Origin of the sequence: Microtetraspora malaysiensis (assembly GCF_001528665.1) — a bacterium.
Lineage (GTDB): Bacteria > Actinomycetota > Actinomycetes > Streptosporangiales > Streptosporangiaceae > Microtetraspora_A > Microtetraspora_A malaysiensis.
Map to the genome: position 1 here is coordinate 171,005 of NZ_BBYJ01000009.1, position 13,371 is coordinate 184,375.

The 13,371-nt window shown below is 72.1% G+C and carries 10 protein-coding genes; 4 read left to right on the plus strand and 6 right to left on the minus strand.

Annotated elements, in window-relative coordinates; translation table 11 throughout:
• The first annotated feature begins 255 nt into the window (after nucleotides 1-255).
• On the plus strand, nucleotides 256-1,695 hold the full coding sequence (locus tag AWQ71_RS12950; RefSeq protein WP_067132008.1) for a WS/DGAT/MGAT family O-acyltransferase: 1,440 nt from the start codon (nucleotides 256-258) through the stop codon (nucleotides 1,693-1,695).
• Here AWQ71_RS12950 and AWQ71_RS12955 read toward each other — a convergent pair.
• The 4 genes from AWQ71_RS12955 to AWQ71_RS12970 all read right to left on the minus strand — a co-directional run bounded on the left by AWQ71_RS12955 (nucleotide 1,643) and on the right by AWQ71_RS12970 (nucleotide 7,262).
• The gene (locus AWQ71_RS12955; protein WP_067132012.1) at nucleotides 1,643-3,484 is read right to left on the minus strand and encodes a serine/threonine-protein kinase; all 1,842 of its coding nucleotides are present in this window, start codon (nucleotides 3,482-3,484) and stop codon (nucleotides 1,643-1,645) included. The genes AWQ71_RS12950 and AWQ71_RS12955 overlap by 53 nt on opposite strands.
• A gap of 161 nt (nucleotides 3,485-3,645) precedes the next feature.
• The gene (gene mctP, locus AWQ71_RS12960; protein WP_067132015.1) at nucleotides 3,646-5,232 is read right to left on the minus strand and encodes a monocarboxylate uptake permease MctP; all 1,587 of its coding nucleotides are present in this window, start codon (nucleotides 5,230-5,232) and stop codon (nucleotides 3,646-3,648) included.
• Nucleotides 5,229-5,432 carry a DUF3311 domain-containing protein gene (locus AWQ71_RS12965; RefSeq protein ID WP_067132018.1) on the minus strand — a complete coding sequence of 68 codons (204 nt, stop codon included), beginning with the start codon at nucleotides 5,430-5,432 and terminating at the stop codon, nucleotides 5,229-5,231. The genes mctP and AWQ71_RS12965 overlap by 4 nt, the downstream gene beginning before the upstream one ends.
• 207 nt (nucleotides 5,433-5,639) lie before the next feature.
• A complete protein-coding gene (locus tag AWQ71_RS12970; protein WP_067132021.1) occupies nucleotides 5,640-7,262 on the minus strand; it encodes a CocE/NonD family hydrolase in 1,623 nt (540 codons plus the stop codon).
• 244 nt (nucleotides 7,263-7,506) lie between these two features.
• Between AWQ71_RS12970 and AWQ71_RS12975 the strand changes: the two genes are divergently transcribed.
• The 3 genes from AWQ71_RS12975 (at nucleotide 7,507) to AWQ71_RS12985 (ending at nucleotide 11,441) form a co-directional block, all read left to right on the plus strand.
• A complete protein-coding gene (locus AWQ71_RS12975) occupies nucleotides 7,507-9,636 on the plus strand; it encodes an anthranilate synthase component I (RefSeq protein ID WP_067132024.1) in 2,130 nt (709 codons plus the stop codon).
• A gap of 144 nt (nucleotides 9,637-9,780) precedes the next feature.
• Complete coding sequence (locus AWQ71_RS12980) at nucleotides 9,781-10,671, plus strand: ABC transporter ATP-binding protein (protein ID WP_067132027.1); 891 nt, start codon at nucleotides 9,781-9,783, stop codon at nucleotides 10,669-10,671.
• The gene (locus AWQ71_RS12985) at nucleotides 10,668-11,441 is read left to right on the plus strand and encodes an ABC transporter permease (RefSeq protein ID WP_067132030.1); all 774 of its coding nucleotides are present in this window, start codon (nucleotides 10,668-10,670) and stop codon (nucleotides 11,439-11,441) included. The genes AWQ71_RS12980 and AWQ71_RS12985 overlap by 4 nt, the downstream gene beginning before the upstream one ends.
• Before the next feature lie 37 nt (nucleotides 11,442-11,478).
• Here AWQ71_RS12985 and AWQ71_RS12990 read toward each other — a convergent pair whose 3' ends face one another.
• Complete coding sequence (locus AWQ71_RS12990; RefSeq protein WP_245658250.1) at nucleotides 11,479-12,288, minus strand: DUF4253 domain-containing protein; 810 nt, start codon at nucleotides 12,286-12,288, stop codon at nucleotides 11,479-11,481.
• Between the two features lie 88 nt (nucleotides 12,289-12,376).
• Nucleotides 12,377-13,348 (minus strand): helix-turn-helix transcriptional regulator, encoded by a 972-nt coding sequence (locus AWQ71_RS12995; protein WP_067132037.1) that lies wholly within the window; start codon nucleotides 13,346-13,348, stop codon nucleotides 12,377-12,379.
• Nucleotides 13,349-13,371: the final 23 nt, after the last annotated feature.

A 13,371-nucleotide genomic window follows, 5' to 3' on the forward strand; every position in this document is an offset into this window, starting at 1 on the left:
CGGATCGTGCACGTGCGCGCGTTTACGATCCGCCCCGCTGGGGTTTCAGGTCATGAGCGTGCGGCGTTTCTGAGTCGCCGACAAGCGGGATGCAAGCCATGGTCAACCGCCTATCCCTACTTTTCCCGCTATGTCGGAAAGTGGCCGGGTGGAGACGTTGGGGACACCCCGCCGATCCGGGCATCCCGCGCGCGGTGCACCATCACTGGTGGAAGCCGAACCAACGACACCGGACGACGGGGGCAGTGACCAGGTATGGCGCGGCAACTGAGCGCGCTCGACGCGCAGTTCCTCAACTTCGAGACGAGCAGCAACCTCGCGCACATCGCGGGGCTCGCCGTCCTCGATCCGTCCACCGCGCCGGGCGGGGAGGTCACCCGCGCGGCGCTGATCGAACTGATCAAGGAGCGGGCGCACCTCGCCCCGCCGCTGCGGCGCCGGCTGGTGCAGGTGCCGTTCCGGCTCGACCACCCCTACTGGGTGGAGGATCGTGAGATCGACTTCGACTACCACGTCCGCGAGATCGCCCTGCCGCGCCCCGGCGACGACCACCAGCTCGGCGAGCAGGTCGCCCGCCTCCACAGCCGCCGCCTGGACCGGCGCCGTCCGCTCTGGGAGCTGTACCTCATCCACGGGCTGTCCGGCGGGCGGATCGCCGTCTACACCAAGGTGCACCACTCGGCCATCGACGGTGTGACCGGCGCGGAGGTGCTCGCCGCGCTCATGGACCTCGGCCCCGAGCCGCGGCGCGAGACCCCGCCGCCCGAGTCCGAGCCGGACACGCCGCCCGAGACCGTCGAGATGATCGTCCGGGGGGTCGGCCGCGTCCTGGAGAACCCGGGGGCGGCGGTGCGCTTCCTCGCGGGCGTGATGCCGCGGCTCGACGAGATCCCGGTCGTCTCGCAGATCCCTGGCACCGGCCTGGTCTCGCGCGTCGTGCGCGGCATCGGCGCGGAGCCGCTGCCCGGGCTGCCGCGGATGACCGTGCCGCGCACGCCCTTCTCCGGGCCGATCTCGCCCCATCGCCGGTTCGCGTTCGGGACGCTGCCGCTCGCCGACGTCAAGCGGATCAAGAACGCCTTCGGCGTGACCGTCAACGACGTGGTCCTGTCGCTGTGCGCCACCGCGCTGCGGCGCTGGCTGGTCCAGCGGGACGAGCTGCCCCGCGAGCCGCTGGTCGCCGGCATCCCGATCTCCAGTCGGGGCCTGACGGAGGGCGACATCCCCGCCAACGAGGTGGTCCTCGCGATGGCGACGCTCCCCACGGACGTCGCCGACCCCGGCGAGCGGCTGCGCGGCGTGAGCCGTTCCATGAAGACCGTCAAGGACCGGTACGCGGCGGCGCCCGCCACCTGGCTGCTGGAGTTCAGCGAGGCCATGCCCGCCGCGCTGAGCGGCCTCGCCGACCGCGCCGCCTTCCGGATCGCGTCGCGTACCGCGTCCGCCATGAACCTCATGGTGTCGAACGTCCCCGGCCCGCAGTTCCCGCTGTACATGTGCGGGGCCCGGCTGCTCGCCCACTATCCGGTCTCGGTGATCACCGACGTCAGCGGCGGGATCAACATCACCGTGTTCTCCTACGACGGGTCGCTGGACGTCGGCATCGTCGTCGATCGCGACATGGTGCCCGACGTGTGGGACTTCATCGACTATCTGCGCGACGCCCTGGACGAGCTGAGCCGGACGAACCCGTGACAGGTGCCGGAGCGGCGGCCGGGGCGGCGGCGGGGCTGCCGGACGGGGTCGGATAGGTGGCGCGGCCGAAGCTGCTGCCCGACCTGTTGGACCCGTCCACCCGTGCCAGGCACCGGTAGCCGCGCGCGCCCGCCGCGTACGTGGCGGCGCTCGGGGGCAGCACGGTAATGACCCACCGGTCCGCCTTGATCGTCGTGGCGGCGCCGCGCCGGGACAGCAGCAGGACGTACTTCGAGCAGACCCGCGTGACGGTGGGATGCTTCTCCACCGTCGGCTGGTCGCTGGCCACCCCCGGCGGCAGCGGCGCGATCGCGAACGTCTCCCACACGTGCGGCTTGGCGCAGGGGATGGAGCGCGCGGTCGCGTCGCCGCCCATCACGACCAGGCCGGCCCAGCACTCGGCGGTGGAGACGCACGCCGCCCCGGCGGAGGCCACCTCGGCGGCGGGGCAGCCGGCCGTGTAGGTCGCCACGTCGAAGCCGCCCTGCCCGCTCGCGGCGGGAGGCCCCTCCGGGCTGTGGGAGGCCGCGGCTCCGGGGCTCGGGCCGGTGCCGCCCTGGTCCGCGTCGCCGGGGGTGAGCAGGACGATCCCGACGACGAGCAGGCAGGCGAACACGGCGGCCGTCGCGGCGAAGACGGCCGGATGGCGGGCCGCCCGCGGCCGCGCGGCCGGCATCGCGCCCGCTCTCACCCGCGGCGGCGCCGTACGCGCATAGGGGCCCGCGGCCGGGTTGCCTCCGGGGGCGCCTGGTGGCCCGGCCCCCGGGACGGCCGGGTTCGGGATCGCGCTCGCTCCGGTCGGGGCATGCGAGATCGCGCGCGGAACGGAGGGAGCCGCGCTCATCTCGGGTGAGGCGGCCTCGGGGTGCGCGCTCGCGTACGGGCCGTGGGTCGCGGAGATATGCCCTGCGGAGGCGTACCCGGGGGAGGCGCGACCCGGTGCGGCGCGATCGGCGGCGCCGTCCGGGCCGAGCGCGGCGAGCGCGTCGCGCAGTTCGGCGACGCTCGCGATCCGCTCCCGGGGGTCGCTCGCCATGCCGTGGCGCAGCACCTCGACCAGCGCGGGCGGCGCTCCGGGGATGCCGGGGACGGGCAGCCGGTGCAGCGCGAGGATCGCCGCGATGTTCACCACGCCGCCTTCGGGGAACCGGGGCGGCCTGCCGTTCAGCAGCGTGTACAGCGTGGCGGACAGCGCGTAGACGTCCCCGGCGGCGGTCGGCTCGGTGAGCTCGAACGCCTCGGGAGGCGCGTAGGCCGGGGTGAGCGACTCGCGGGTGACCGAGGCGTGCTCGCCTCCCACGCCGCCCGGACGTGTCGCGAGCCCGAAGTCGGACAGCACGACCAGCCCGTACGCGTTGACCAGGATGTTCGCCGGTTTGACGTCCCGGTGCAGCACCCCGGCCGCGTGCGCGGCGGCCAGCGCATCCGCGATCTTGATCCCGATGTCGCGGACTTCGGCCGCGCCGAGCGGCCCGTACGCCGCGAGCCGGTCCGCCAGCGACCCGCCGGGGCACAGCTCCAGGACCATGTACGGCCGGCCGTCCGGCAGCACGCCCGCGTCGTACACGCCGGCCACGTGGGGGTGGCCGGACAGCGCGCCCGCCGCGGTGACCTCGCGCAGGAACCGGCGGCGGTCGCGGTCGGAGAGCAGGACGCGGTTGTCGAGCTTCAGCGCGACCTCGCGGCCCACCGTGAGCTGCCTGGCCCGGTAGACGACGCCGAAGCCGCCCTGCCCGAGGACGCCCAGCACCTCATATCCCGGCACCAGCGGCGCGCCCGTCTCGCCCACCCCAGCCACCTCCAGACAACCGTCCGGAACATTACCGCAGAGATCACGCCATCGATCGACATAGCGGGATCACGTGGGAGACGGGCCGGAGCAGGGCCCCGGACACGGCGACGCCCGGTGACCCCGTCGCGGAGGCACCGGGCGCGTGGAGCCGTACGGGATCAGGAGGAGCCGGCGACCTCCAGATCGTGGACGCGGGGGTCCTCCCGGTCGGCCACGTAGTCCTCGGGCCGGGTCGCGTCCGGGCCCTCCGCCATCTTGACCGCCCGCGCCAGCAACGTGCCGAGCACGGCGACGATCAGGTTGACGGCGAGCGCGAGGAACCCGGCGTAGACGGTCATCTTGGTGTCCAGGCCCAGCTTCTCCAGCGGGAACGCCGAGCCGCCGAAGTGCGCGTGCTTGGTGGCCGGGTTCGCGATGGTGTACAGCATCACCAGTCCCGCGCCCATCCCGGCGATCCACCCGGCGATGAGACCGGCCCGGTGGAACCAGCGCCCGAAGAGCCCGAGGGCCACGGACGGCAGGGTCTGCAAGATGATCACGCCGCCGATGAGCTGCAGGTCGATCGAGAACTGGGGGTCGATCAGCAGGATGCACAGCACCGCGCCGACCTTCACGACCAGCGAGGCCATCTTGCTGACCGAGGCTTCCTGGGCGTCGGTGGCGTCGGGCCTGATGTACTCGCGGTAGATGTTGCGGGTGAACAGGTTGGCCGCCGCGATCGACATGATGGCCGCGGGCACCAGCGCGCCGATGCCGATGGCGGCGAACGCCACGCCGGCGAACCAGTCGGGGAACATGGTGTCGAAGAGCTGCGGCACCACGGTGTTCACGTCGGTGCCGATGGGCTTGATCCCGGCCGCGATCGCCATGTAGCCGAGCAGCGCGATCAGGCCGAGCAGCAGGCTGTAGGCGGGCAGCGCGGACATGTTGCGCTTGATGACGTCGCGGCCCTTCGCCGCCAGCACACCCGTGACGCTGTGCGGGTAGAGGAACAGCGCCATGGCCGAGCCGAGGGCCAGCGTGACGTACTGGAGCTGGTTGTTCGAGTTGAGCAGGATGCCGTCACCCGGCGCCGGGGTGGCGTCGAACTTCGCCTGCGCCGCGTCGAAGATCGCTCCCCAGCCGCCGAGCTTGGAGGGGATGTAGATCACCGCGACCAGGATCACGAGGTAGATCAGCGAGTCCTTGACGAAGGCGATCAGCGCCGGCGCGCGCAGCCCGGACTGGTACGTGTACGCCGCGAGGATCGCGAACGCGATGATCAGCGGCAGGTCGCCCCGCACGCCCATCGTCTTCAGCACCGCCTCGATGCCGACGAGCTGCAGCGCGATGTACGGCATGGTCGCCACGATGCCGGTGATGGCGACCAGCAGCGCCAGCGTCGGTGAGCCGAACCTCGCCCGGACGAAGTCGGCCGGGGTGACCAGCCCGTGCACGTGCGAGACCGACCACAGCCGGATCATCACGAGGAAGACCAGCGGATAGGTCACCACCGTGTACGGCAGGGCGAAGAACCCGGTGGCCCCCGCGCCGAAGAGCAGCGCGGGCACCGCCACGAAGGTGTAGGCGGTGTAGAGGTCCCCGCCGACCAGGAACCAGGTGATCCACGACCCGAAGCTGCGGCCGCCGAGGCCCCACTCGTGCAGGCTGGCGAGGTCGTTCGCGCGCCGCCAGCGGGCCGCCACGAACCCCATGCCGCTCACGACCAGGAAAAGGACCGCGAAGACGACGATCTCGGTGCTCACCGGCGGCTCCTGGTCATCCGGTAGACCACCGTGGTGGTGGCGACACCGAGCAGGATGAAGGCGAGCTGCAGCCAGTAGAACAGCGGGATGCCGAACAGCCGCGGCTCGACGGCGTTGTACAGGGCGGGGATGAGGGGGATCGCGATCGGTATCAGAAGGAGCCAGTTCCAGGGACTTCGGTCACTGCGAGGGGCGGCCAACGCGCCCTCCTTTCTGACTGGGGGTCGCTCCGCAGCGTAAAGTGACGCACATCACATCCGGATCGCCGATCGCCGAACGGTCGGGTTGGCGCGCCGAGCGTCATGGCTCGCGCGGCCTCTCAAAGGCGGGAGCCGCGTGACCTGGGAGTCCGATCCGCGCCGCGTCAAGGGCCGCGTGGGATACGCCCCGCGGTCAGCTTCGGGCGGTCAGCTTCGGACGGCTCCGGGGAGCAGGATCGCGGAGGGACGGGCCGGGTCGTGCAGGACCTCGTGGTCGCAGCAGACCAGCGCCGCCCCCGGCCCGAGCGGATCGCCGGTGCCGGGGTTGCGGGAGATCCTGGGGTAGGCCCCGCCCGCGACGTGGACCCTGATCCGGTGGCCGCGCCGGAAACGGTGCGCGATCGGCCACAGGTCCACCCGGATCCGCCGCACGCCGTCCGGGTCGGGCAGTTCGGCCGGGGTGAGCCTGCGGACGCCCTCGCACACGTTCATCGAGGTTCCGTTCGGATGAACGTCGCAGACGCGGACCACGACGTCGGCGTGCTCGGTGCTCGTCCGGATGTACAGATCGGCGGACACCTCCCCGATCAGGTCCGTGTCCGCCGCCAGCACGGGCGAGGTATACACCAGCACGTCCCGCCGCGACTCCAGCCGCCGGTTGTCCCGCGGCGTCGAGTTGCCGATGAGGACCGGGCCGCCGAGCACCGGGGTGGGGTGCCGCGGGTCGTACCGGAACCGGTCCGGCCCGGACGGGGCCGGGTTGTCCGTGGAGAGCGCCCCACCCGGCTGCAGGTGCCAGCGCTCCGTCCGCGTCCCCGGCACCGGCCAGTCGGGGTAGTCCCGCCACTCGTCCGCGCCGGTCACGTAGAGCCGCACCGGCGACGTCCGCAGCCCGGACGGGTCGCCGAGCAGGTGGGCGCGGAACCAGGCCAGGGCGTCCGCGCTCGCCACCCGCCCGAGCCGCAGGTCCGCGTGGTACCAGGGCCCGATCGTCAGGTGCGGCTGCCGCCCGGCCGCCCGCATCGCCTTGTAGTCCTTGAGCTGCCACGGCAGGAACACGTCGTACCAGCCGCCGGTCATGGTCACCTCGGCCGTGACCTCGCCGACGGACGCGGAGAAGTCGCGTTTGCGCCAATACGCCGACGACGGGTCGGCGTGGTGGGCGATCAGGTCGCGGAAGAACGGCAGCGGGCGGCCCGCCGACACGAGGTCCAGCTCGGACAGCGGACGGCCGGACAGGCCGGACAGCACGGCCCGGCGGGTGCGGCGCGGGGCGAGGAAGGTCGCGGCGGCGCCGCCCAGCCGTCCCTCCATCCCGGCGGTGAGCGTCGTCCAGACGAGCGTGGACTCCAGGGCGAACGACCCGCCGACGTAGGCCGCGTCGCGGAAGCACGACGCCGTCACCTGCGTGGCCATCGCCCTGAGGTCGGGCGCCTCCGCCGCGATGGCCCACTGGGCGTAGCCGAGATAGGAGGGGCCGTGCATGGCGAAGCTCCCGCCGTACCAGGACTGGGCCCGCATCCACATGACCGTGGCCAGGCCGTCCTCGCGCTCGTCGCCGAGCGGGTCGAGCAGCCCGCCCGAGCCGAATCCGCCGCGGCAGCTCTGGATCACGACGTGGAACCCGTGCCGGGCGAACATCCGGCCGTACATCCAGCCGACCACCCCGGCCCGGCCGTACGGGGAGCGGATGAGGACGGTCGGCGGCCGGTCGGCGCCGACCGGCACGTACCGGTCCGCGAGCAGCGTGACACCGTCCGGCATCGGCACCGGCACATCGCGGTGGACGAGCACCCGGTGAGCTCGGTGCCGGGGGAGCTGGAGTGCCATTCGTCCCTCCTCGCCGTGTTTGTTACATACTAGTAACATTATTGGCCGGGGCCGGGGAGCAACGTCGTTGCATGATCACGCGCGAGGCCACTAACCTGTACGTCATGCGAAATCCAAATCAGTGGTGGCGCCGCTAGCAGGCGGCGTGGTTTCGCATACGCGAGCAGGAGCAAACGGCCGCCCCGAGAGGCGGCCTTTTTCGTGTCCGCCCCCGGGGCATTACGAAAATCAAGGGGCGAGACAGGTGGATACCAGCCGATACACCACGGCCGGCGGCGTCGAGGTCGAGCGCATCGTGCGCGAGGTACCCGAGGCCGCGCTCGAAGAGATCGTGACCTCGCTCGGCGAGCATCGCGGTGGGGCGTTCTCCTCCGGCATGGACTACCCCGGCCGGTACAGCCGGTGGGCCTTCGGCTACGTCGATCCCTGCGTGGAGATCGTCGCCAGGGGACGGCGGATCGCGGCCCGCGCGCTCAACGAGCGCGGCCGCGTCGTCCTGCCCGCGGTCACCTCGTGCCTGCTCGCCGCGGGCAAGCCGGTCGCCGCCCCCACCGCCGAGCACGTCGAGGTGGCGATCGCCGAGTCGGAGGACATCCTCCCCGAGGAGATGCGCAGCCGCCGTCCGACCGTCTTCACCGCGATCCGCGAGCTGATGGCGGCCTTCCGCGGCGACGACCCGCACCTCGGCCTGTACGGCGCCTTCGGATACGACCTGGCCTTCCAGTTCGAGCCGATCCGCTACTCGCTGCCCCGCCCGGCGGACCAGCGCGACCTGGTGCTCCATCTGCCGGACCGGCTGGTCGTGATCGACCGCGTACGCGAGACCAGCATGGAGTACCTGTACGACTTCGTCGTGGACGGCGTCTCCACCCGGGGCCTGGACCGCACGGGTGAGACGTTCCCGATGGCCGCCCCCACCGAGATCCCGCCGAACCCCGAGAGGGGGGCGTACGCCGAGATCGTCGCCAAGGCGAAGGAGAAGTTCAAGCGCGGCGACCTGTTCGAGGTCGTCCCCGGCCAGGTCTTCCACTCCTCCTGCACCGATCCCGCCGCCTTCTACCGCTCCCTGCGCACGAGCAACCCGGCGCCGTACGAGTTCCTGCTCAACCTCGGCGAGGGCGAGCATCTGGTCGGCGCCTCGCCCGAGATGTACGTCCGGGTCAGCGGCGACCGTGTGGAGACCTGCCCGATCTCCGGCACCATCGCCCGCGGCGCCAACCCGGTCGAGGACGCCGAGGCCATCCGCACCCTCCTGTCCAGCGTGAAGGAGGAGTCCGAGCTGACCATGTGCACCGACGTCGACCGCAACGACAAGTCGCGGATCTGCGTCCCCGGCAGTGTGCGGGTCATCGGCCGCCGCCAGATCGAGATGTACTCGCGGCTGATCCACACCGTGGACCACATCGAGGGGCGGCTCCGTCCGGAGTTCGACGCCCTCGACGCGTTCCTCACCCACATGTGGGCGGTCACCGTCACCGGGGCGCCCAAGACCTGGGCCATGCAGTTCATCGAGGACAACGAGGCCACCACCCGGCGCTGGTACGGCGGCGCCGTCGGCTTCATCGGCTTCGACGGCTCGATGAACACCGGGCTCACCCTGCGCACCGCGCAGATCCGGGGCGGTGTCGCCACGGTCAGGGCCGGGGCGACGCTGCTGTTCGACTCCGACCCGGAGGCCGAGGAGCGCGAGACCGAGCTCAAGGCGAGCGCCCTGCTCGGCGCCCTCGCCGCCGTCGGCCGGGAGACGCCCGAGGACGAGGGGCGCCCGGCCGCCGAGCTGCCCGGCGACGGGCACACCGTTCTGCTCGTGGACCACGAGGACTCCTTCGTCAACACGCTGGCCGACTACTTCCGGCAGCAGGGCGCATCGGTCGTGACGCTGCGGCACGGCTTCCCGCTGGAGATGCTCGACGAGATCGCGCCCACGCTCGTGGTGCTCTCACCCGGCCCCGGCTGGCCGTCCGACTTCGGCTGCTCCGCCCTCGTCGAGGCGCTGTACGCCAGGGAGCTGCCGGTGTTCGGCGTCTGCCTCGGCATGCAGGCCATGATCGAGCAGGCGGGCGGCAGCCTGGAGCTGCTGCCGTACCCCGAGCACGGCAAGCGCGGCCAGGTGCGCCGGGAGGGGGAGAGCGCGCTGCTCGACGGCCTGCCCGAGGAGTTCGTGGCCGCCCGCTACCACTCGCTGCACGCGAAGAAGCCGGGTGTGCGCGGCTTCGCCGTCACCGCCACCACGCCGGACGGCGCGGCGATGGCGATCGAGGACGCCGAGAACCGGCGTTTCGCCGTGCAGTTCCACCCCGAGTCGATCCTGACCACGCAGGGCGGCGCGGGGGCGCGGATCATCGCCAACGTTTTGCGCCGCTGCGCGCGCTGACGGCGGCGCCCTCCGGTCTCGCCGTCCGTGCGGCGGCGAGACCGGCCCAGTGCCCGGTTGTTGATCGCGTTTCTCGCGCTTTACTCGATTTATCCTCACAAAGGATGAGGAAATTACGCGATTTCGCCGCGATAATCGCGGGCGATGACTGCGATCGAGATCCGAAACCTGTCGAAATCCTTCGGCGCGGTCCGCGCGGTCGACGGCGTCTCCTTCACCGTGAAGGCAGGCACCGTCACCGGTTATCTCGGACCGAACGGCGCCGGTAAGACCACCACACTGCGCTCCCTGCTCGGCCTCGTCACGCCCGACTCCGGCGAGGCGCTGGTCAACGGGAAGCGCTACCGCGACATGGCCACGCCCCTCAACGAGGTCGGGGCCGTGCTCGAAGCCACCAACTTCCATCCCGGCCGCACCGCGCGTAACCACCTGCGGTTGCTCTGCGTCGCCGCCGGACTCCCGGTCTCGCGGGCGGACGAGGCCCTCGGCCAGGTCGGCCTCGCCGACGCGGCGGGCAAGCGCGTCGGGGGCTTCTCGCTCGGCATGCGCCAGCGGCTCGCCCTCGCCTCCGCCCTGCTCGGCGAGCCCAAGGTGTACATCCTGGACGAGCCGGCCAACGGCCTCGACCCGGCCGGCATCCAGTGGCTGCGCGGCTTCCTGCGGCACCTGGCCCACGACCGTGGCGCCGCCGTCCTGGTGTCCAGTCACGTGCTGTCCGAGGTCGAGCAGACCGTGGACGACATCGTGATCATCGCCGGCGGCCGGCTCGTACGGCAGGGCACCCTGGCCGAGCTCACCACCAACGGCGAGAAGACCGTACGGCTCCGGACGGTAGGGGACGGCGAGCTGACCCCCGCGCTGGAGAAGGCGGGCGCGAAGGTCGACCGGCTCGACGACGACGCGCTGCGCGTGCACGGCCTGGAGCCCGAGGAGATCGGGCGGATCGTGCTCGACCAGCGCGTCGTGCTGACCGAGATGATCGCCGAGCGGTCCGACCTGCAGAAGGTCTTCCTGGAACTGACGGAGGAGCGATGATCGGCCTGGTGCGCGCGGAGCTGCTGAAGCTGTCCACCACGCGGCTGTGGTGGATCATGCTGCTCGTCACGCTCCTGCTGATCGGCGTCAACCTCGCCTTCTTCATCGGCTTCGCCGGGAACGCCCAGGGCGGGCTGCCCGCGCTGGACACGCCGGAGTGGGCGCAGCTCGCCTGGTCGTCCGGGGCGAGCGGCCGGATCTTCGTCATGATCCTCGGCGTTGTGATGCTCACGTCCGAGTACCGCTACCAGACGATCACCGGCACCTTCCTCACGACGCCGCGGCGCGGGCGGGTGATCACCGCCAAGCTGATCGCCGGGCTGATCGTGGGCGTGCTGTTCGCGCTGGCCGTGCTGCTCTTCACCGCCTTGGTCGTGATCCCCACGGTGCTGATCGCCGGGGGCGAGCTGTCGCTGACGGAGGCGCACGTCCCGGCGATCGCCCTCGGCACCGTGGCCTCGCTCGCCCTCTACACGATCCTGGGCATCGCCGTGGGTGCGCTCGTGCGCAACCAGATCGCCGGCATCGTCGGAGCCGTCGCCTGGGCGTACGTCATCGAGAGCCTCTTCCTGGCCATTCCCGCCCTGCAGGTCGTGGGCAAGTGGTTCCCCGGCGGCGCGGCGCAGTCGCTGATGAGCATCGACGTGAACCCCGGCATGGGGAGCAGCGACCTGCTGCCCGCCTGGGGCGGCGCCGCCGTCCTGGTCGGCTACGCGGTGGTCTTCGCGGTCGTCGCCAACGCGACGACCGTACGCCGCGACATCACCTGAGATCGGCGCCGCGCCCCCGCCGGGGGCGCGGCGGCGGTCAGTCCCACCAGAACGACCAGGCGTTCTTGCCCTGGATCTGCTCCGCGTAGTCGGCGAGCGTGCCCGGCCCCTGCAGGATGCTGTCCGGGCAGAAGGTCCAGTGCTCCGCCGCGACGTGGAGCGCGTGCTCCGGCGTGGCCGGTGGCGCGGCGACGCTGAGGTCGAGCGTGTTGAACCCCATGCCGATCACCCGTACGCCGAAGCGCTCCTCCCAGCTCCGCACCACGGCGGCGAGGGGGACGCTCCACTCGTTGTGGTGCACGGCGCCCTGCCAGCCCATCACCGCCAGGACGTCGGCGCCCCGGTCGACCGCGGCCAGCCCGAGCGGCGTGCGGCGACCCGCCACGATCCGGGCGTACCAGTCGGCCACCACGTCGGGGTCGGCGACCAGGCCGCCGGGCTCCGCCAGGCCGGGACACTCCTCCCCATAAGGGGCGAGGTCCGCCACGCCTCCGGCCAGCAGGTCCCGCCACACCTCCGCCATGAAGGCGCCCGCCCCGTAGTTGTCGATCTCCGACACCGGCTCCGGCGCGATCTGTCCGGCCGACCAGGGCTGTACGGAGTCCTCCAGGAGCACCGGCCAGAGGCCGGATCGCGGATGCTCGGCCCGCAGCCGGCTCCACAGCGAGGCGGGGACGGGAGAGTCGCTGAGCCAGAACGAGGGGCGGCGGTGGGTCCGGAGCCGGTCGTACTCGGGGTCCGGCCACACCAGGGACCCCGGAGGGAGGTCGTCCGGGAGCGCGCGCCCGTCTCCGCCGTCCGGGAACAGCAGCCCCAAATGTTCACCGTCGTCCGTTCTGATCGCCACCCCCACAGGATCTCAGAATCGCTGTCGGAGGCACCCGGGGAGTTCGCCGGAGTTTTCGCGCGGGCTCCCCGGCGTCCCCGGCGCCCGGTCAGGGGAGGTCGAGGCGGCAGAGCCCCTCGGCGAGGGCCTTGGTGGTCAGGCGGGTACGGCTGTCGCACCCGAGCTTGGCGAAGACGTGCTCCAGGTGGGTGGTGACCGTGCGGACGCTGAGGACGAGGGCGGCCGCGATCTGCGGGTTGGAGTCGCCCCGGGCCACCCGGGTGAGCACCTCCAGCTCGCGCGCCGTCAGCTCGTACGGCAGGGTGCAGGGGCGCTCGGCGATCACCGCCCCCTGGATGGAGCCGTGGAAGCCGACGCCGGCCCGGTGGATGCGCATCTCGCGCCACTGGCCGGCGCCGTCCAGCCACAGTCCGCGCCGGGACAGCTCGCGCGAGTCGATGAACTCGCGGGCGAGCCCGGCCATCGCGGGCTCGGCGCGCAGCGCCTCCGACGGCGGCCAGCCCGCCACCGTACGGCACCGCCCGCCGCGCTCGTACGCCAGCGCCTGGTAGCCGGACGGCAGCCCGAGCGGGTCGATGACACAGCGGGTGAGGTCGGTGACGTGGGCCAGCGCGGGGGAGACCGCGGAGATCACCGGCGCCGCCTCCGGCGGGAAGTCGTCCCGCGAGTGGAGGTGCAGCAGCCCGGTGTAGCGGCCCTCGGACAGGAACAGCGGCGTGGTGATGCCGGCCCGCCAGCCGTACGGCTCCAGATGGCGGCGGAAGTACCGCTCGGTGCCGGGGGAGCCCATGACCAGCGGCTCCTTCAGCGACATGGCCTGCCGATAGGGGGCGAGGCTGGTGTACTCCTCGGCGGCGTCGGCGTCCACGCGGGCGTACCCGGCGGACACCAGCGACCGGTGTCGTCCGGTCGCCGGGTCGAAGGCGACGAACTCGTAGGCCTCCACCGGGATCACCTGACGCAGCGCCGCCATCGCGCCGTGCGCCCCGTCCTGGGCCACTCGAAAGCCCAGTTCGGCGATCGCGTGGAGGTGGCGCGCGCTCAGGCTGATCAGATCCATGGGGTCCTCCAGGGTAAGCCTGC